The 17,562-nt window shown below is 74.1% G+C and carries 16 protein-coding genes; 9 read left to right on the top strand and 7 right to left on the bottom strand.

Annotation, left to right across the window (positions count from 1 at the left end; all coding sequences use genetic code 11):
* Nucleotides 1–48: 48 nt before the first annotated feature.
* Both ACZ6X9_RS13015 and ACZ6X9_RS13010 read right to left on the bottom strand, forming a co-directional pair.
* Nucleotides 49–1,632 carry a multicopper oxidase family protein gene (locus tag ACZ6X9_RS13015; RefSeq protein ID WP_469778051.1) on the bottom strand — a complete coding sequence of 528 codons (1,584 nt, stop codon included), beginning with the start codon at nucleotides 1,630–1,632 and terminating at the stop codon, nucleotides 49–51.
* 88 nt (nucleotides 1,633–1,720) lie between these two features.
* A complete protein-coding gene (locus ACZ6X9_RS13010) occupies nucleotides 1,721–2,626 on the bottom strand; it encodes a hypothetical protein (RefSeq protein ID WP_469778050.1) in 906 nt (301 codons plus the stop codon).
* A 180-nt stretch (nucleotides 2,627–2,806) separates the two neighbouring features.
* Here ACZ6X9_RS13010 and ACZ6X9_RS13005 point away from each other — a divergent pair, with 180 nt between their 5' ends.
* Together ACZ6X9_RS13005 and ACZ6X9_RS13000 are read left to right on the top strand one after the other, a co-directional pair.
* On the top strand, nucleotides 2,807–4,324 hold the full coding sequence (locus ACZ6X9_RS13005) for an APC family permease (RefSeq protein ID WP_469778049.1): 1,518 nt from the start codon (nucleotides 2,807–2,809) through the stop codon (nucleotides 4,322–4,324).
* A 125-nt stretch (nucleotides 4,325–4,449) separates the two neighbouring features.
* Nucleotides 4,450–5,352, top strand: a complete 903-nt coding sequence (locus ACZ6X9_RS13000; RefSeq protein ID WP_469778048.1) for an alpha/beta fold hydrolase — start codon at nucleotides 4,450–4,452, stop codon at nucleotides 5,350–5,352.
* Nucleotides 5,353–5,365: 13 nt separating this feature from the next.
* Here the strand turns inward: ACZ6X9_RS13000 and ACZ6X9_RS12995 are convergent, their stop codons facing one another.
* Entirely contained in the window at nucleotides 5,366–5,812 is a 447-nt protein-coding gene (locus tag ACZ6X9_RS12995) for a hypothetical protein (RefSeq protein WP_469778047.1), read from the bottom strand.
* Between the two features lie 203 nt (nucleotides 5,813–6,015).
* Here ACZ6X9_RS12995 and ACZ6X9_RS12990 point away from each other — a divergent pair, with 203 nt between their 5' ends.
* Nucleotides 6,016–6,654: a hypothetical protein gene (locus ACZ6X9_RS12990; protein WP_469778046.1), complete on the top strand. Its 639-nt coding sequence runs from the start codon at nucleotides 6,016–6,018 to the stop codon at nucleotides 6,652–6,654.
* Between the two features lie 199 nt (nucleotides 6,655–6,853).
* Here ACZ6X9_RS12990 and ACZ6X9_RS12985 read toward each other — a convergent pair whose 3' ends face one another.
* Nucleotides 6,854–7,042: a hypothetical protein gene (locus ACZ6X9_RS12985; protein WP_469778045.1), complete on the bottom strand. Its 189-nt coding sequence runs from the start codon at nucleotides 7,040–7,042 to the stop codon at nucleotides 6,854–6,856.
* A gap of 199 nt (nucleotides 7,043–7,241) precedes the next feature.
* Here ACZ6X9_RS12985 and ACZ6X9_RS12980 point away from each other — a divergent pair, with 199 nt between their 5' ends.
* The 3 genes from ACZ6X9_RS12980 to ACZ6X9_RS12970 are packed head-to-tail and all read left to right on the top strand — an operon-like array spanning nucleotide 7,242 to nucleotide 9,819.
* The gene (locus tag ACZ6X9_RS12980) at nucleotides 7,242–8,159 is read left to right on the top strand and encodes a MerR family transcriptional regulator (RefSeq protein ID WP_469778044.1); all 918 of its coding nucleotides are present in this window, start codon (nucleotides 7,242–7,244) and stop codon (nucleotides 8,157–8,159) included.
* Complete coding sequence (locus ACZ6X9_RS12975; protein WP_469778043.1) at nucleotides 8,156–9,388, top strand: glycosyltransferase; 1,233 nt, start codon at nucleotides 8,156–8,158, stop codon at nucleotides 9,386–9,388. The genes ACZ6X9_RS12980 and ACZ6X9_RS12975 overlap by 4 nt, the downstream gene beginning before the upstream one ends.
* Before the next feature lie 53 nt (nucleotides 9,389–9,441).
* Nucleotides 9,442–9,819: a cupin domain-containing protein gene (locus ACZ6X9_RS12970; RefSeq protein WP_469778042.1), complete on the top strand. Its 378-nt coding sequence runs from the start codon at nucleotides 9,442–9,444 to the stop codon at nucleotides 9,817–9,819.
* A gap of 55 nt (nucleotides 9,820–9,874) precedes the next feature.
* On the opposite strand, the gene ACZ6X9_RS12965 is transcribed toward ACZ6X9_RS12970, so the two are convergent.
* A complete protein-coding gene (locus tag ACZ6X9_RS12965; protein WP_469778041.1) occupies nucleotides 9,875–10,315 on the bottom strand; it encodes a nitroreductase/quinone reductase family protein in 441 nt (146 codons plus the stop codon).
* The gene (locus ACZ6X9_RS12960; RefSeq protein ID WP_469778040.1) at nucleotides 10,312–11,259 is read right to left on the bottom strand and encodes an aldo/keto reductase; all 948 of its coding nucleotides are present in this window, start codon (nucleotides 11,257–11,259) and stop codon (nucleotides 10,312–10,314) included. The genes ACZ6X9_RS12965 and ACZ6X9_RS12960 overlap by 4 nt, the downstream gene beginning before the upstream one ends.
* A gap of 70 nt (nucleotides 11,260–11,329) precedes the next feature.
* On the opposite strand from ACZ6X9_RS12960, the gene ACZ6X9_RS12955 reads away from it, so the two are divergent.
* Both ACZ6X9_RS12955 and glnA read left to right on the top strand, forming a co-directional pair.
* Nucleotides 11,330–11,692: a MerR family transcriptional regulator gene (locus ACZ6X9_RS12955; protein WP_469778641.1), complete on the top strand. Its 363-nt coding sequence runs from the start codon at nucleotides 11,330–11,332 to the stop codon at nucleotides 11,690–11,692.
* A gap of 254 nt (nucleotides 11,693–11,946) precedes the next feature.
* The gene (glnA, locus tag ACZ6X9_RS12950; RefSeq protein ID WP_099200781.1) at nucleotides 11,947–13,308 is read left to right on the top strand and encodes a type I glutamate--ammonia ligase; all 1,362 of its coding nucleotides are present in this window, start codon (nucleotides 11,947–11,949) and stop codon (nucleotides 13,306–13,308) included.
* On the opposite strand, the gene ACZ6X9_RS12945 is transcribed toward glnA, so the two are convergent.
* Entirely contained in the window at nucleotides 13,305–14,243 is a 939-nt protein-coding gene (locus tag ACZ6X9_RS12945; protein ID WP_469778039.1) for a S1 family peptidase, read from the bottom strand. The two genes, glnA and ACZ6X9_RS12945, sit on opposite strands and share 4 nt — an antisense overlap.
* A gap of 261 nt (nucleotides 14,244–14,504) precedes the next feature.
* Here ACZ6X9_RS12945 and ACZ6X9_RS12940 point away from each other — a divergent pair, with 261 nt between their 5' ends.
* Nucleotides 14,505–17,561 (top strand): bifunctional [glutamine synthetase] adenylyltransferase/[glutamine synthetase]-adenylyl-L-tyrosine phosphorylase, encoded by a 3,057-nt coding sequence (locus ACZ6X9_RS12940; RefSeq protein ID WP_469778038.1) that lies wholly within the window; start codon nucleotides 14,505–14,507, stop codon nucleotides 17,559–17,561.
* Nucleotide 17,562 lies beyond the last annotated feature (1 nt).

Genomic DNA, 17,562 nt, shown 5'->3' with positions numbered 1-17,562 from the left:
GGGCCACCCGGGGGTGGCCCGGTGGGTGGCCCCGCCGCCCGCGAGTGGCTACTCGCGGTAACCGAGCAGCGTCATCATCCCCGACTCCGCGTGGTACACGTTGTGGCAGTGCAGCATCCACAGCCCCGGGTTGTCGGCGTCGAAGTCCACCTCCAGCCGCTGCCCCGGCAGCACGATCGCCGTGTCCTTGCGCGGCCCGCCGCCCGGCAGGGCGAACGTGTGGCCGTGCAGGTGCATGGGGTGCCACATCGCGCTGCGGTTGACGAACGCGAGCCGCACCCGCTCGCCCGCCGCCACCGGGTACCGCTCCGAGGGCTCGTACCGCCGCCCGTTCAGCGCCCAGTCGTAACGCTCCATCGAACCCGTCAGCTCGAAGGTGAGTGTCCGGTCCGGGCGGCGGTCCTTCAGCCGCACGGACCCGGCGGCCTTCAGCCGGCCCGCCGTGAGCGGCGTACGGTCCAGCTCGGACGGGCGGACGTCAGCGGCCGGCGCCGCCCCGCCGCCGGTGCGCAGCAGCGCCAGGGCGGTCCGCTTCTTGCCCTCCGCGAGCGCGGTGAGCGGGAAGACGCCGTCGCCGGCCGTCACCAGCACGTCGTACCGCTCGCCCATGCCCAGCAGCAGCGCGTCCGTCTCCACGGGCTCGACCGGGAAACCGTCGGTGTGGGTGACGGTCATGCGGTGACCGCCGAGCGCGACGCGGAACGCGGTGTCGCCGCCCGCGTTCACGAACCGGATCCGGATCCGGTCGCCCGGCTTGGCGGTGAAGGTCCGCGGGGCGTCCGGCGTCCGGCCGTTGAGGAGGTGGTACGGGTACGCGACGTCGCCCGCGTCGCCGCCGAGGAGCGGACTGGTCGCGCCCATCAGCATGCGGGACGGGCCGTCGCCGGCCGCGGGGGTCACGGCGGCCATGTGGTGCATGCCGCCCATTCCGCCGCCGCCGTGGTCCATGCCGCCGTGGCTCCCGCCGCCTCCGCCGTGCTCCATGCCGCCCATGCCCTTGGCGAGCTCCGCGAGGACGGCGTCCGGGGTGCTGCCGTCGACCCCGTCCACCCAGTCGTCCAGGACGACGACCCACTCCTTGTCGTACGCCAGCGGCTCCTTGGGGTCCTCGACGACCAGCGGCGCGTACAGGCCGCGGTCCTGCTGCGTGCCGGAGTGCGGGTGGACCCAGTAGGTGCCCGGGCGGTCGACCGCGAAGCGGTAGGTGAACGATCCGCCCGGGCGGATCGGCCGCTGGGTGACGTCCGGGACGCCGTCCATGTCGTTGCGCAGGGCGAGGCCGTGCCAGTGCAGGGACGTCGCCTCGGGGAGGTGGTTGGCGAGGGTGAGGGCGAGCGTGTCGCCCGCGGTGAGCCGGACCTCCCGGCCCGGCAGCTCGTCGCCGTACGCCCAGCTCGTGACCTCGCGGCCGCCGAGGTCGAGGGTGGTCCGGGCGGCGGTGAGCCGGACCTCGCGGACGGCGCCGGTGGTCCGCCGCCGCGCCTCGGCGGCCGCCACCTCCTTGCCGTCCGGGGCGACGTACGCGACGGGCTTCGCGGACCGGGCGCCCGAGCCCGAGCAGGAAGTGAGCAGTCCGCCGGCGGCGGAGGCGAGGCCGGCGCCGAGCACGGCGCGGCGCGTGGTGGTGCGCATGGTGAAGGGACCCCTGTACGTGTCGTCGGTGGTGTGTCTGCGGAGGCGTGCGCGCCCGGGATGAGGAGCGCGGGGGACGCGCTCGCTCCTATACGCGCAGCACCGACAACCGGGCGAGGGCCTTCCGCCGGGGCGGCGGCGGGATGGGCCGCAAGGCGTCCACGGCCAAGGCGGGCGGCACGGCCCCGGCGGCACCGGCCGGCCGCCGGAGGACGGCCAGGGCCAGCAGGAGGACGACCGCCCAGCCGGCACCGCCGAGGACGGCGAGGCAGACGGAGGAGGGGTTCAGGTCCGGGCGGGCCGGGTGGTGGGGCGGGGGAGCGGGGGCGTGGTCGCGGGAGACGGAGGAGGGGTTCAGGTCCGGACGGGCCGGGTGGTGGGGTGGGGGAGCGGGGCCGTCGTCGTGGGAGACGGTGAGGGCCGCCTGTGCGGCCGGCGGGCGGTCGTGATGGGCGGTGGGGTGGTGGCCGTGATAGGCGGTGGGGTGGTGGCCGGCCGCCGCCCCGGCGCGCGGCCCGTCCGCGGGCTGCCCCGGCACCACCGCCGCCGTGGGCGGGGACGTATGCGGCCCGGCGGGGGACGTGCGTGGCCCGGTCGTGGAGGCAGGTGCTTCGGCGGGGGATGTGCGTGGGCCGGTGGAGGAGGCAAGTGCTTCGGCGGGGGATGTGCGTGGCCCGGTCGAAGAGGCAAGTCCGTCGGCCGAGGAGGCAAGCGCTCCGGCCGAGGACGTGCGTGCCCCGGCTGACGAGGCAACCACCCCGGTCGACGAGGCAACCGCCCCGGTCGACGAGGCAACCGTTCCGGCCGAGGAGGCAAGTGCCCCGGCCTTGGACATACGCGTCTCGCCCAGGGACGTGTCCGTCCCGGGCCGTCCGTGCCCCGCCGGGTGCCCGAGGGTGTGCATGGTCACGATGCCGAGGAGCAGCGCGGCGAGCAGCAGCAGCCGGCCGCACCAGGCGCCGGGGGCGTAGGCGGCGCCCGCTTGCCCGCGCATCGCACCCTCCCCGCGCCGGAACGATCCCTCGTACGCCCGCACCCTACCCCCACGGGGTATGCGGCCGACGAGTACCCCGCACATCCGTCCCGTCGACCGGATGTGCGCACAACGGGCTCTCTGTCCGATGATGGGGCGAACCGATCGCTTGCTTTGCCCCGAAGGACGCTCCTCCCTCTCATGCCCCTCTCGGAACAGGTCAGGGACGAACGTCCCCCCGCCGGCCCCGCCCCCGTCGCCTCCGAAGCCTCCGAAGCCTCCGGCGAGCGCCGCGTACCCGCCGACCTCGCCGGCCCCGCCGACCCGGTCGCCGGCCGGCGGCAGTTCATCTCCTGGACCACGCTCGCCCTGATGACCACCGCCTCGGTGGCCAACCTGCGGCCCGCGCCCTCCATGGCCCTCTACGGCCTGGCCGCCGTCTTCCTTTACCTCCTCCCCGCCGTCGTCTTCCTGCTGCCGACCGCGCTGGTCTCCGCCGAGCTCGCGTCCGGCTGGACGGGCGGCGTCTACCGCTGGGTGAGCGAGGGGCTGTCGAAGCCGCTGGGCTTCCTCGCGGTGTGGTGCCAGTTCGCGATGACGATCGCCTACTACCCGAGCCTGCTCGCCTACGTGGCCAGCACCTTCGCGTACATCGTCGATCCCTCGCTGGCTGACAACGGCCTGTACGTGGCGCTCGTGATCGTCGTCGTCTACTGGTCCGGCGTCCTGATCTCCACGCGTGGCACCAAGGCCGTGGCCGGGCTGTCGAGCATCGGCCTGGTGGTCGGCACGCTGCTGCCGGGCGTCGTGCTCGTCGTCCTCGGCCTGGTCTTCCTCGGGCAGGGCAACCCGTCCGCCGCGCCCATGGACGGCGGCCACGTGCTGCCGCCGTGGACCGGCGTGGCGAGCCTCGTCCTCATCGTCGGCAACTTCCTGTCGTACGCGGGCATGGAGATGAACGGCGTGCACGTCGCGTCCCTGCGCCGGCCCGGCAGGCAGTTCCCGCGCGCGATGGCCCTGGCCACCGGCCTGGTCCTGCTGATCTTCATCCTGCCCGCGCTGGCCGTGAGCTGGGTGATGCCCGGCGAGGACCTGAGCCTCACGGCCGGTGTGATGCAGGCGTTCCAGGGCTTCTTCGACCACTTCGGGGTCGGCTGGCTGACCAAGGTAACCGGCGTGCTGCTGGTCGCCGCCGCGCTCGGCGGCATGCTCACCTGGCTGGCCGGGCCGTCCAGCGGGCTGCTGCTGGTCGCCCGGCAGGAGGGCTATCTGCCGCCCGTCCTCCAGAAGCTCAACCGGAACGGCGTGCCGCGCAACATCCTCGTCGCGCAGGGCGCGCTGACGACGGTCATCGCGCTGCTGTATGCGTTCCTGCCGGACGTCTCCAGCGCGTACTGGATCTTCTCGGTGATCACCACGCAGATCTATCTCGTCGTGTACCTGCTGATGTTCGCCGCCGTGGTGCGGCTGCGGCGGCTCCAGCCGGACCGGCCGCGCGGCTTCCGCGTCCCGGCCGTCCGGCTCGTCGCGGGCGTCGGGTTCGCGGCGTCGCTGGCGGCGATGTGCATCGGGTTCGTGCCGCCGGAGCAGTTCGGGGGGCAGCCGCTCTGGCGGTACCTGCTCATCGTCGGCGGCGGGCTGCTGACCATCGGGTTCCTCGCGCCGCTCGCGTTCCTGGCGTTCCGCAGGCCGCACTGGGCGGCGGCGGACGCGGACTGAACTCCCGCCCTGCGGAACCCCCGCCGCCCGTCCGCCGTTTCCCCGACGGGGAGGGGCGGACGGCGCCGCCGCTCCTCCCCGCCAACCCGAGCGCGTGGACGAGGCCGGACGAGGGGTGGACGAGGATGAGCGAAGGCCGGCCGCCGGGCCGGATGCTGCGGGTCGGCGGCACCGCCCTGCACGTCCTCAGCGAGGGATCCGGGCCGGTGTGCGTGCTGAGCCCGGGGCTGGGCATGGGCTGGTTCGACTGGGAGCCCGTCGTCCCGCTGCTCACCCCGCACCGCACGGTCGTCCGCTTCGACCGGCCCGGGCTCGGCTACAGTGCCCCCCTGACCGAGCCGCCGACCGCCCAAGGCGAGGCCGCGCGGATCGCCGGCGTACTCGACGCCCTCGGGCACCCGGGTCCGGCGACGGTCGTCGGCCACTCGCTGGCGGGCTTCCACGCCGAGGCGTTCGCCCGGCTGTACCCGGAGCGCACGGCCGGCCTCGTCCTCGTCGACACCAGCGTCGAGGAGAACGCCCGGCCGCTCCCCGCCCTCGCCCTGCGCACCGCCGCAGCCCGGGCGCGCGGCCACGCCTTCGCCACCGCCGGCCTGCCACGCGCCCTCGGCCCGGCCCTGCGCCGGCTCGCCGTCCGCGCCTCGTCCGCCGGCCGCGCCGACCCCGTCCCCGCCGAACTCGTCCGCCGCACATACGGCACGGGCCGCGTCACCCGCGCGCTGCTCATGGAGAACGCCCGCTACTTCGACGTCGCCGCCGAACTCGCACTCCTCCGCGCGGACCATCCCCTGCCGCCCGTCCCCGTCACCGTCCTCGCCGCCTCCGCCGGCACCGACTCCCGCCGCGAACGCCGCCGCCTCGCCCGCCAGCGCGCCCTCGCCGACCTCCTCGACGCCCACTTCACCACCGTCGCCCCGGCCGGCCACCTCCTCATGTACGACCGCCCGGAGGCGGTGGCGACCGCGATCCTGGAGGCCCCCCGGTCCCGCCCCGCGGCGGTGTCGACGGGCGGTCCCGCGCCCCTGTGAGCGTGGCTTCGCGTCAGGCGCGGGGCGGCTCGGCAAGCCAGGCCGCCCGCTGCGCCTCGGCGGCCAGGAACGGGAGGAGTGCCTCCACGGTCCTCCTCCTCGCCTTGGGCAACGCATAGAACTCGCGCATCCGGATGTCGAGCCGGAACGGCCCCCTCAGAGTGCGTCTCCAGTCGGCCGACTCCTTGGCGGTGACCGCGAAGACGTAGCACATCCAGATGGGCTGGGGTGAGGGCTCGGGGTGGTAGGGGGTCACGAAGAACCCGTCCGCGTCCACCTCCTCCAGCCCTCGCGCCCTCCTGCTGAACCCCTCCCGCTGCGCGGTGTCCATCAGTTCGCGTATCCGCCGCGCCGACGCGTATCGCGGCGTGGCAGGCACGGGCCAGCCCGTCGGCGAGTCCGTGAGCCGCACGAAGCGCGGGTAGCGCCAACTGTTCCCGGGCCGTTTCCCCTCTTCCATGCCCGCCGACTCTGCCGCCTCGGAGGCGAGTCGTCCACTCCCGGCCGTCCGTTGCCGATCGCCGGACGGGACGATCATTCAGCCCGTCCAGTGTTTGAGAACAACCGCCGCGGAGCGCGGTTTCGGGGGTGCGGGTGCGTAGCCTCCGCAGGAAACGGTGAAAGGGCGGGGACGGGGAGCCTCCCGGGGTGGAAAGGAAGAACATGGGGCTCGACATCAGCGTGCTGGTCGTCGACTGGGAGCGGCTCGCGGGGTTCGCGCCCGGTGAGCGGTGGGAGCGGCTGACGGACGCCGCGTATCCGGACGGGTGCGAAGGGGCGTTCGAGACAGGGCTGCCCGACGGGTGGGTGCGATTTCCGGACGAGGTGGCGGAGTGGTCCGCGCTGTACGAGTTCCGGTCCACGAGCGGCTCGTTCAAGGCGCACTTCTGGGCCGGCGAGCGGTGGGAGGACGTCCGGGAGCAGGCCGTGCCGGAGCTGCGGGCGGCGCTGGACGCGTTCCTGTCCGGGCTGTTCTGGGACCCGGGCGGTACGGCCGTGCCACCTGCGGGCGCCGGGCCCGACGCGCCGGGAACCCGGGAGTTCATCCCGTACGAGACCGGCCGGCGGTACCCGTACCTCCTCGTGGCCTGCCCGCCCGGCGCCGTCCCCGCCCTGGCCGCCGCCTGGGACACGGCGGAGCCGCTCCTCGACGGGCTGAAGGGGCCGCACACCGCCCACGCCGACGCCCCCGGCCGCTGGATCGCGAACCACGACGAGTTCGCCGTCCTGCTGCGCGAGTGGGCGGAGGTGGTGCGGGAGGCGCGGGCGCGGGGGTGGGGGATCGTCGGCCTGCCGTTCTGAGGGCGCCGGGGGCGGGGCGGCCGGGGCGGGGACGGCGGGGCGTGGCCGCTCGCCCGCCGCCCATCCTTCTGTCCGTCCGTCCGTCCGTCTGTCCGTCCGCCCGCCCGTCCGGCGGAGAGGAGCGGAGCGGGACCGGGCCGGGCCGGGCTCGGCGCGCGCGTCACTTCGGCCGGCGCCCCCGGTCACCCGTCCGCCGGCGTCAGGCGCCTCCGACGCCCAGGGCGGTGAGCAGCACCAGGACGAGGGTGGCGACGGCGAGCAGGCCGTGGGCCAGTACGACGACCATGGGGAAGTGCCGTTCGGCGGGGACGGTCTCGTCGGTGCCCTGAACCGTCGCGGGGGCGGCGGCGCGGGCGCGGCGGACGGGGATCCAGCGGGCCAGCATCACGAAGCCCAGCAGGGCGACCGGCAGCAGCAGTCCGAAGCGGAGACGACCGCCGTGTCACCCCCTCGGGCCGTGCCGCTCCCCCCGCCGTCTCGGAGAGCGATACGCCTCCGCCGCCACCGCCTGACCAGGCGCGGAGTCCCGCTTGACCCTCACCTCACGTCAGGCGGCAGGCTGAGGCGCGAACGAAAGGCAGGACCCCATGACGTACACCGTCGGACAGGTCTCGGGCTTCGCCGGCGTCACCGTGCGAACCCTTCACCACTACGACCGCACCGGGCTGCTCGCCCCCAGTGAGCGCAGCGCGGCCGGTTACCGGCTTTACACCGAGGCCGATCTGGCCCGCCTCCAGCAGATCCTTTTTTACCGGGAACTCGGCTTCTCGCTGGAGGAGATCGCCGCCATCCTGGAGAACCCCCAGGCCAACGCGCTCGACCAACTGCGTGCCCGGCACAAGCTGCTCAGCGAGCAGATCGGCCGGCTGCGGCGGCTCGTGGAGGTCGCCGAGCGGGCGATGGAGGTGCAGGAGACGGGGGTCGCGCTGACCCCGGCCGAGCGGTTCGACGTGTTCGGCGAGGTGGTCTTCGACCTGAGCTACGCCACCGAGGCCGCCCTCAAGTGGCGGGACAGTGACAAGCACCGGCAGTCGCTGGCCAGCGCCGCCGCCCACAGCAAGGACGACTGGCGGCGGATCATGAGTGAACTGGCGAAGTGGCGGGTGGAGTTGTGTGCCGCCTTCGACGCCGGCGAGCCGCCGGACGGCGAGCGGGCCATGGACCTGGCCGAGGCGCACCGGGGACACCTCGACCGCTGGTTCATGGACTGCCCGGCCGAGACCCACGTCCGGGTCGCCGACGACTTCGCCGCCGACCCGAGGGCGTTCGCCCTGCTCGTGCCGCCCTCCGAGCAGCGGCCGGGCCTGGCGGAGTACGTACGGGCAGCCGTACACGCCAACGCCGCCCGCGCCAACGCCGCCCACCCCGATGCCGGCCGCACTGATGCCGCCCTCACCAGCGCCGCCCGCACCAACTCCACCCACGCCAACGCCCCCCACACCAACGCCACCCACCCCGATGCCGCGCGGCAGGGCTTCCCGGAAGGTGAGGAGGACGCCCGGTGAGGATCCTGATCACCGCCGCGGGCTCGCGCGGCGACGTCGCCCCGTACACCGGCCTCGGCGTCCGGCTGCGCGCGGACGGCCACGACGTCACTCTGGCCACCCATGACCTCTTCGCCCCCCTCGTCCGCGCCGCCGGGCTGGGTTTCCGTCCGCTCTCGGGTGACCCGCGCACCGGGCGGCAGGAGGGTGGCAACCGGCAGCTCATGCGTACGGCGGCGGAGTTCGTCGGCCGGCTGGCGGGTGGGGTGGCGGAGGCCGTCACCGGCGGCGACGGCCGGGGGCCCGACCTTCTGCTGCTCTCCGTGACCACGGCCCCCTTCGGCCGCCACCTCGCCGAGGCCACCGGCGTCCGTACCCTCGACGTCCCCCTCCATCCCACCGCCCCCACCGGCGACTTCCCGCCCGTCGTGGGCGGCACCCGCTCGCTGGGCCGGTGGGGCAACCGGACGGCCGGCCGGCTCGCGCTGCGCGTGACCGACCGGCTCTACGCCGACGCCGTCCGCACCCTCCGCGCGGACCTCGGGCTGCCGCCCGCCACCCCGGCCGCCGTGCGGCGCCGCCACGCGGCGACGGGCGCGCCGGTGCCGCACGGCTTCACCGAGGCGCTCGTCCGCCGTCCGGCCGACTGGCCGCCCGGCCACACGGTGACGGGCCCGTGGTGGCCGCACCGCGACGCCGACCGGCTCCCCGCCGTCCTGGAGGACTTCCTGGCCGCCGGCCCGCCCCCGGTGTTCGTCGGTTTCGGGAGCATGCCCACCGACGACGGGGAGCGGGTGAGCGCGCTCGCCGTCGAGGCACTGCGCCGCGCCGGGCTCCGCGGTGTCCTCCAGTCGGGCGCCGCGGGTCTGTCCGCGACCGGTGACGATGACGTCCTGACCGTCGGCGACGTCCCGCACGAGCTGCTGTTCCCGCGGCTCGCGGCCGTCGTCCACCACGCGGGCGCGGGCACGGCCGCCGCGACGCTCCGCGCGGGTGTTCCCTCCGTGCCCGTCCCGGTCATGGCGGACCAGCCCTTCTGGGCCGCCCGCCTGGCCGCCCGGGGCGCGGCCCCGGCCCCCGTCCCGTTCCGCGACCTCACCGCCGGCCGCCTCGCGGACGCGCTGACGCGGGTGACGGCGGACCGGTCGTACGCCGACGCGGCCGGCCGGCTGGCCGCGGAGGTCGCGAAGGAGGACGGGGCGGGGCGGGTGGCCGAGATCGTGGCGGGGACGGCGTCCGGTGTGCGCTGATACCTGCTGGTACGTGCCGGTATGTTGTGGTGGCACTGGTACGTTCCGGTGGCATGAACGACACGGTGTACGTGGGCAACGCGGGCAAGGACGCCGCTCTCGACCGGGGCTGGCTGCTCGGCCACTTCAAGGACGTCTCCGACCCCCGTCACAGCGAGGCGGTCGAGATCAAGTGGGGCGTCCACCCGCCCGGCGACGAACGCGCCCAGTGGGTCACGGGCGAGGCCCGCACCGCCCTGCTGGTCCTGATCAGCGGCCGGTTCCGGGTGGAACTCCCCGGGCGCAGCGTCCTGTTGAGTGAGCAGGGGGACTACGTGGTGTGGGGCGAGGGGGTGGACCACTCCTGGCGCGCGGAGGAGGAATCGGTGGTGCTGACGGTGCGGTGGCCGTCCGTGCCGGGGTACCGGGTGGAGGAGAGCGGGGCGGGCTGACGGGCCGGGGCCGGCTGTCTTCCCGCGGAACCACGGTGTGAGCGACCGCTCGAACTCACAAGACGAAGTCCCAGCGCTCCAGCCGTACCACCGGCACCTCGCGTCCCGCCCCCTCGGCCCGTTCCCGGAAGCCGGCGAACTTCGGCTCGGCCTCGGTCTGCCGCCGCCACAGTTCCTCGTACTCCGCCGGGTCCGTCACCTCCACGGCCCGGGCGCGGAACGAGTCCTCGCCCAGCTCGACGCGGAGCGACTCCGGATGGGCGCGCAGGTTGTGGTACCAGGCGGGGGCCATGGGCGCGCCGCCGTTGAGGGCGAAGACGTGGGGGCGGCCGGCGTCGTCCGGCAGGTGGACGAGGGGTGTGGTGCGGAGCAAGCCGCTGCGGGCGCCCCTGGTGGTGAGCAGGAGCAGGGGCGTACCGGCGAACTCACCGCCCACCACGCCTCTGTTGGCGCGGAATTCGCCGATCACCCGCAGGTTGAAGGGGTTGCTGTTCATGACGTGGCCGCCTGGGCCCCCGGGGCCGTGGCCCGGTCGATGCGGGCGTACTGCTCGGCGGTGAGACGCAGGTCCAGCGCGTCCCGGTTCTCCGCCAGGTGCGTGGGCGAGGAGGTGCCGGGGATCGGAATCATGGTGGGGGAGCGGTGCAGCAGCCAGGCCAGGGCCGTCTGCGCCGGGGTCGCCCCCAGCTCCCGCGCCACGGCCGCCACCACCGCGACCGGGCCGTTCGAGTCGTTCACCTCGGCGTGCTCGCCCATCGCGAGGGGCCAGAAGGGCAGGAACGCGATGCCGTGCTCGGCCGCGTGGTCGATGACGGGGTCGTGCCCGCGTTCGCCGAGGTTGTAGAGGTTCTGGACGGAGTGGACGCGAACGATGCCGGACGCCTCCCGTACCTGCTCGACGGTCACCTCCGACAGCCCGATGTGACGGACCTTCCCCTCGTCCTGGAGCCGCTTCAGAGCGCCGACCTGGTCGGCGAGCGGGTACTCGGGGTCGACGCGGTGCAACTGGAGGAGGTCGATGCGGTCCGTGCCCAGCCGGCGCAGGCTCAGTTCCGCCTGCTGCCGCAGGTAGGCGGGGTGCCCGTGGGTGACCCACTCGGTGGGGGAGGGCCGGACCACACCCACCTTGGTGGCGATCACGACCTCGCCGGCGAACGGGCGGAGCGCCTCCGCCACCAGCTTCTCGTTCGTGCCGAGGGCGTACGCGTCCGCCGTGTCGAAGAAGCGGATCCCGAGTTCGACCGCCCGCCGGAGGAGCGCGACGGCGTCCGCGCGGTCGGTGGGGGCCGTCCAGATCGGGGCGGTGAAACCGCGCCGCTCGTCGGGTCGGCCCGCGAGGCGCATGGCGCCGTAGCCCATGCGGGGTACGACGAGATCGCCGCCGATGGTGTGGGTCAGGGGGTGGACGGGAGCCGGGGTGTGCGCTGTGTTCTCCTGCATGGCGGAGAAGGTAGAAGCTCACACGGGTGTGAGCTTCAAGCCGGAGCACGGCACTGTGAGGGGGATCACTGTGAAGATCGGCGAACTGGCGGCGGCCACCGGGGTGAGCGTCCGCCTGCTGCGCTACTACGAGGAGCAGGATCTGCTCACGCCCGTCCGCACGCCCGGCGGCCACCGCTCGTACGGCCCGGACGCGCCCCTGGCGGTCCGCCGCATCCGGGCGCTGCTGGACGCGGGGCTGCCCACGCGCGTCATCCGCGAGGTGCTGCCGTGTGTGGAGGGGGACGGGCTGTTCGTCCATCCCTGCGTGAGCGACCGGCTCCGGGACCGGTTGCGTGACATGGAGGAACGCATCGCGGAGCTGGAGGAGAGCCGGGCCGGGCTGGCGGCCATCCTCGCCGTCTCGGAGAACGCCGGGGCCGCGGCGGGGTGAGAGCGGCGGCGGGATGGGGCGTCCGGGTGCCGGGGGACGGCGGGGAGCAGGGGGAATGGAGGGGAACGCGGGAAACCGTGAGGCGAGGGGGAGACCCACCCCTGCGTCGCCCTTCCGTGGCACCCACAATGGAACCGACCACCACGGGACGCCCGGGCGCAACGCGTGCGAAATCGTGTGGTGGGATGCTGATGTGCCCCCGTCCTGCCCCGCGGCCGGGAGCCGGACGGCCTGACCAGCGAGGATAGGTAGCTATGGATAAGCAGCAGGAGTTCGTGCTCCGCACCCTCGAGGAGCGCGACATCCGCTTCGTGCGGCTGTGGTTCACCGATGTGCTCGGCTACCTGAAGTCGGTCGCCGTCGCTCCGGCGGAGCTTGAGCAGGCCTTCGACGAGGGCATCGGGTTCGACGGCTCCGCGATCGAGGGATTCGCTCGCGTGTACGAATCCGACATGATCGCCAAGCCGGACCCGGGCACCTTCCAGATTCTTCCCTGGCGCGCGGAGGCCCCCGGCACGGCCCGGATGTTCTGCGACATCCTGATGCCGGACGGCTCCCCGTCCTACGCGGACCCCCGCTACGTCCTCAAGCGGATCCTCGCCAAGACCTCCGACCTCGGGTTCACCTTCTACACCCACCCCGAGATCGAGTTCTTCCTGCTCAAGGACAAGCCGGTGGACGGCACCCGCCCGGTGCCCGCCGACTCCTCCGGCTACTTCGACCACACCCCGCAGAACGTGGGCATGGACTTCCGCCGCCAGGCCATCACCATGCTCGAATCCATGGGAATCTCGGTCGAGTTCAGCCACCACGAGGGCGCCCCCGGCCAGCAGGAGATCGACCTGCGCTACGCCGACGCGCTCTCCACGGCCGACAACATCATGACGTTCCGCCTCGTCATGAAGCAGGTCGCCCTGGAACAGGGCGTGCACGCCACCTTCATGCCCAAGCCGTTCTCCGAGTACCCCGGCTCGGGCATGCACACCCACCTCTCCCTCTTCGAGGGCGACCGCAACGCCTTCCACGAGTCCGGCGCCGAGTACCAGCTCTCCAAGGTCGGCCGCTCCTTCATCGCCGGTCTCCTCCGGCACGCGGCCGAGACCTCCGCCGTCACCAACCAGTGGGTCAACTCGTACAAGCGCATCTGGGGCGGCTCCCAGCGCACCGCCGGCGCCGGCGGCGAGGCCCCCTCCTACATCTGCTGGGGCCACAACAACCGCTCCGCCCTCATCCGCGTCCCCATGTACAAGCCCGGCAAGACCGGTTCGACCCGCGTCGAGGTCCGCTCCATCGACTCCGGCGCCAACCCCTACCTCACCTACGCCGTCCTCCTGGCCGCCGGCCTCAAGGGCATCGAGGAGGGCTACGAACTCCCCGCCGGCGCCGACGACGACGTCTGGGCCCTCTCCGACGCCGAACGCCGCGCCATGGGCATCGAACCCCTCCCCCAGAACCTCGGCGAGGCCATCGAGCTCATGGAGCGCAGCGAGCTGGTCGCCGAGACGCTCGGCGAGCACGTCTTCGACTTCTTCCTGCGCAACAAGAAGCAGGAGTGGGAGGAGTACCGCTCGGAGGTTACGGCGTTCGAGCTGCGGAAGATGCTGCCGGTGCTCTAGCCCCGCGGGGCGGGGCGGGCCCCTCCGCCGGTCTCCGCCTCCGTCCCGGGGGCGGGACGGGCCGTGGCCGGGGGAGCGCCGTCGGTCTTCATGGTCTCGCCGATCCAGTCCGCGTAGGCGGGCGCGCTGGTGTAGAGGCCGGGGCCCTGCGAGCACGGCACGCCCGGGGCGCCGGGACCCGAGGTGACGCCGATGAGTTCCCAGCGGCCGTGCCGCCCCTTGCGGATCTGCGGTCCGCCCGAGTCCCCGTGGCACGCCATGGCCTTGGGCACGGTGCTGATCGTGCACAGCCGGGTCCGGTCCGCGTAGCCCGGCGAGCACTCGGACTCGGCGCCCCTGCGGGTGTCCAGCTCCTGGAGCCGGTCCGGGAACGTGAACTCGCCGTCGACGACGGTGCCGAAGCCCAGGAGCCGGGTCCGTGTGCCGGGCGGGCCCGCCTGCTCGGCGATCCTGATCGGCCGCTCGCCGACCGGGCGGTCCAGGCGGATCAGCGCGAGGTCGTTCTTGTTGGGGCCCTTGTCGTCGCCGTTCACGTAGCCGGGGTGGACGAAGGCCCGGTCGATCTTCCGGACGGTGCCGCCGGACTTGCGGTGGTCGCTGCCGACCCGCACGATGCCTTCCAGCCTGAGACCTTCGAGCCGCACGCAGTGGGCCGCCGTCAGGACCCACCGCCGGTCGATCAGCGATGCCCCGCAGTTCCCGTCGTGCAGGCCCTGGTCCGGGGCCGACACCGGGATGACCGCCATGAACGGGTAGCTCTCGGTGGAGTCCGAGCCGTTGACGATGGCCCCGGCGCTTCCGGTCATGACGGTGGCGCAGACGGTCGCGGCGAGAACGCCGACCGCGGCGGTGCGAGCGGTACGAGCGGAACGGGTGAGGCGGGCAGTGCGTGTGGCATCGGCGGTACGGCTGCGCGGCTGTTGGAAACTGAGCACAGAGGGTTCCTTCTGCTGGGTCGATCCGTGTGCCTTCAGCCTTGTTGTCCGGGATCTTCCCCGCCATCCGGACAACGGGTCCGTCGGGGGTGTGGTCAACCCCCCTCCGCCGTACCGGCTGGCCGGAAGGACGCGGCGCCCGGCGAAACCCCGCACGCGATACGCGAGCCCCGACCGGCGGGTGCCGTGCCTCGTGCGGGCGCCGCTGTCGATAGGCTGGAGATCGAGCCTTGACCGGGCATGGTCAGTGGAGGCGATGGGATGACAGTGCCGGACGGGCGGCCCGAGAACCGCCGTGGCAGCACCTACACACGGCTGGTGCGGAGCGGGTTCACCGATCCGGCCGCCGCCGAGCGGCTGCTGGACGACGCCGGCGGGCTCGCGGCGCTGCGCGACGACCCCGTGTTCCTGGACGCGCTGGGGGCGACCGCCGATCCCGATCTCGCGCTGCTCGGGCTGGTCCGGCTCGCCGAGTCGCTGGAGGGGAAGCGCGGGGCGGCCGAACGGCAGGCGCTGCTGGACACCGTCGTCACCGCCAAGCCCCTGCGGGACCGGCTGCTCGGGGTGCTCGGGGCGTCCGAGGCGCTCGGGGACCACCTCGCGCGGCACCCCGGCGACTGGCACGCGCTCGTCACGTTCGAGCAGGCCGACCTGCACCCCGGCACCGCCGAGTTCGAACGGGCCCTCGCCGAAGGGGCCGCGGCGGGACGGGAGGCCGGGCTGACGCCGGCCGACGCGCTGCGCGCCGCCTACCGCCGGTGCCTGCTCACCGTCGCCGCCCGGGACGTCACCGGTACCACCGACGTCGCCGAGACCGCCGCCGAACTCGCCGACCTGGCCACCGCCACCCTCCGGGCGGCCCTCGCGATCGCCGCCGACGAGCAGCCCGACGACGCCGCGGCCTGCCGGCTCGCCGTCATCGGCATGGGCAAGTGCGGCGGCCACGAGCTCAACTACGTCTCGGACGTGGACGTCGTCTTCGTCGCCGAGCCGCGCGGCGACACCCTCGAGGGCACGGCGCTGCGGGCCGCCACCCGGCTCGCCTCCCGCATGATGCGCGTCTGCTCGGACATCACCCCCGAGGGCACCATCTGGCCCGTCGACGCCAACCTCCGCCCGGAGGGCCGCAACGGGCCGCTGGTGCGGACGCTCAGCAGCCACCTCGCGTACTACCAGCGGTGGGCGAAGACCTGGGAGTTCCAGGCGCTGCTCAAGGCCCGGCCGATGGCGGGCGACCCCGCGCTCGGGCAGGAGTACGCGGACGCCGTCTCGCCGCTGGTCTGGCAGGCCGCCGAGCGCGAGAACTTCGTCCCCGACGTGCAGCAGATGCGCCGCCGCGTCGTCGCGTCCATCCCCGCCGACCGGCTCGACCGCGAACTCAAGCTGGGTCCCGGCGGGCTGCGGGACGTGGAGTTCGCCGTCCAGCTCCTGCAACTCGTCCACGGACGCAGCGACGCCACGCTGCGCAGCGGCGGCACCCTCGACGCGCTGGCCGCGCTCGCCGCCGGCGGCTACGTGGGGCGGGCCGACGCCGCCGCGCTCGACGCGGCCTACCGCTTCCTGCGTGCCATGGAACACCGCATCCAGCTCCACCGGCTCCGCCGCACCCACCTCGTCCCGGAGAGTGAGGCGGAACAGCGGCGGCTGGGCCGGTCCTTGGGCTTCCGTACGGAACCCGTCACGGAACTGGGCAAGGAGTGGCGGCGGCACTCCCGCGAGGTGCGGCGGCTGCACGAGAAGCTGTTCTACCGGCCGCTGCTGGACGCCGTCGCGCAGCTCGAACCCGGTGAGATCCGGCTCAGTCCCAAGGCCGCCGGGCAGCGCCTGGAGGCGCTCGGGTACGCGGACCCGGCCGCCGCGCTCCGCCATTTGGAGGCGCTCGCCTCGGGAGTGACCCGGAAGGCGGCGATCCAGCGTACGCTGCTGCCCGTGCTGCTGGGCTGGTTCGCGGACTCCTCCGACCCCGACGCGGGACTGCTCAACTTCCACAAGGTGTCCGACGCGTTGGGCAAGACGCCCTGGTACCTGCGGCTGCTGCGCGACGAGGGCGCCGCCGCGGAGAACCTCGCCCGCGTCCTGTCCGCCGGGCGGCTCGCCCCCGACCTGCTGCTGCGTGCCCCCGAGGCGGTCGCCCTGCTGGGCGCCCCCGAAGGGCTGCGGCCGCGCGACCGCGAGGCGCTGGAGCAGGAGACGCTGGCGGCCGTGGGCCGGGCCGAGGACGCGGAGAAGGCCATCGTCGCCGTGCGCGGTGTACGCCGCCGCGAACTGTTCCGCATCGCCGCCGCCGACATCGTCGGCGCGTACGGCCGCCCGGGCGGCCCCACGCCCGGGCCCGGGGAGCGCGACCACGGCGCCCGCTGCGACCTCGTCGGCCGGGCCGTCTCCGACGTCAACGCCGCCGCCCTGGCGGGCGCCCTGCGCGCCGCCGTCCGCGCGGAGTGGGGCGAGACCCTGCCCACCCGGTTCGCCGTCATCGGGATGGGGCGCTTCGGCGGCCGCGAGCAGGGGTACGGCTCCGACGCCGACGTCCTCCTGGTGCACGAGCCCCGGGAGGGGGTCGGTGACGAGGAGGCCGCGAAGGCGGCGTTCGCCGTCGCCAACGAGATGCGGCGGCTGCTGCAACTGCCGACGACCGATCCGCCGTTGCCGATCGACGCGGATCTGCGGCCGGAGGGGAAGTCGGGGCCGCTGGTGCGCAGCCTCGCTTCGTACGCCGCCTATTACCGGCGATGGTCGCTGGTCTGGGAGAGCCAGGCGCTGCTGCGGGCCGAGCCGGTCGCGGGCGACGCGGACCTCGGGCGGCGGTTCGTGGAACTGATCGATCCGCTGCGGTATCCGGCGGAGGGGCTGTCCGAGGACGCCGTACGCGAGATCCGGCGGCTCAAGGCCCGGATGGAGACCGAACGGCTGCCCCGGGGGGCCGACCGGACCACCCACACCAAGCTGGGGCGGGGCGGCCTCTCCGATGTGGAGTGGACCGTTCAGTTGTTGCAGATGCGGCATGGTCACGCGGAGCCCCGGCTTCGTACGACGCGCACGCGGGAGGCTCTCGCCGCGGCGTGCGCGGCGGGTTTCCTGGACGCCGACGAGGCTCGCATCCTCGACGAGGCGTGGGTGCTCGCCACGAGCGTGCGGAACGCGGTGATGCTGGTGCGGGGGCGGCCGGGGGACACGTTCCCCGGTGATCCCCGGGAGTTGGCGGCGGTGGGGCGGTACCTCGGGTACGAGCCTGGGCACGTCGGGGAGATGCTCGACGATTACCGGCGGGTCACCCGGCGGGCTCGGGGCGTGGTGGAGGAGCGGTTTTACGGGGGGTAAG

This window comes from Streptomyces sp. NPDC052910 (assembly GCF_055585605.1).
This window is presented reverse-complemented; position numbering and strand designations above follow the sequence as displayed.

Bases quoted from the DNA above. Each gene is read 5' to 3' on its own strand.
- ACZ6X9_RS13010 (WP_469778050.1), bottom strand. From the start codon at position 2,626: ATGCGCGGGCAAGCGGGCGCCGCCTACGCCCCCGGCGCCTGGTGCGGC.
- ACZ6X9_RS13015 (WP_469778051.1), bottom strand. From the start codon at position 1,632: ATGCGCACCACCACGCGCCGCGCCGTGCTCGGCGCCGGCCTCGCCTCC.
- ACZ6X9_RS12995 (WP_469778047.1), bottom strand. From the start codon at position 5,812: ATGGAAGAGGGGAAACGGCCCGGGAACAGTTGGCGCTACCCGCGCTTC.
- ACZ6X9_RS13000 (WP_469778048.1), top strand. From the start codon at position 4,450: ATGAGCGAAGGCCGGCCGCCGGGCCGGATGCTGCGGGTCGGCGGCACC.
- ACZ6X9_RS12940 (WP_469778038.1), top strand. From the start codon at position 14,505: ATGACAGTGCCGGACGGGCGGCCCGAGAACCGCCGTGGCAGCACCTAC.
- ACZ6X9_RS12960 (WP_469778040.1), bottom strand. From the start codon at position 11,259: ATGCAGGAGAACACAGCGCACACCCCGGCTCCCGTCCACCCCCTGACC.
- ACZ6X9_RS13005 (WP_469778049.1), top strand. From the start codon at position 2,807: ATGCCCCTCTCGGAACAGGTCAGGGACGAACGTCCCCCCGCCGGCCCC.
- glnA (WP_099200781.1), top strand. From the start codon at position 11,947: ATGGATAAGCAGCAGGAGTTCGTGCTCCGCACCCTCGAGGAGCGCGAC.
- ACZ6X9_RS12970 (WP_469778042.1), top strand. From the start codon at position 9,442: ATGAACGACACGGTGTACGTGGGCAACGCGGGCAAGGACGCCGCTCTC.
- ACZ6X9_RS12965 (WP_469778041.1), bottom strand. From the start codon at position 10,315: ATGAACAGCAACCCCTTCAACCTGCGGGTGATCGGCGAATTCCGCGCC.
- ACZ6X9_RS12990 (WP_469778046.1), top strand. From the start codon at position 6,016: ATGGGGCTCGACATCAGCGTGCTGGTCGTCGACTGGGAGCGGCTCGCG.
- ACZ6X9_RS12980 (WP_469778044.1), top strand. From the start codon at position 7,242: ATGACGTACACCGTCGGACAGGTCTCGGGCTTCGCCGGCGTCACCGTG.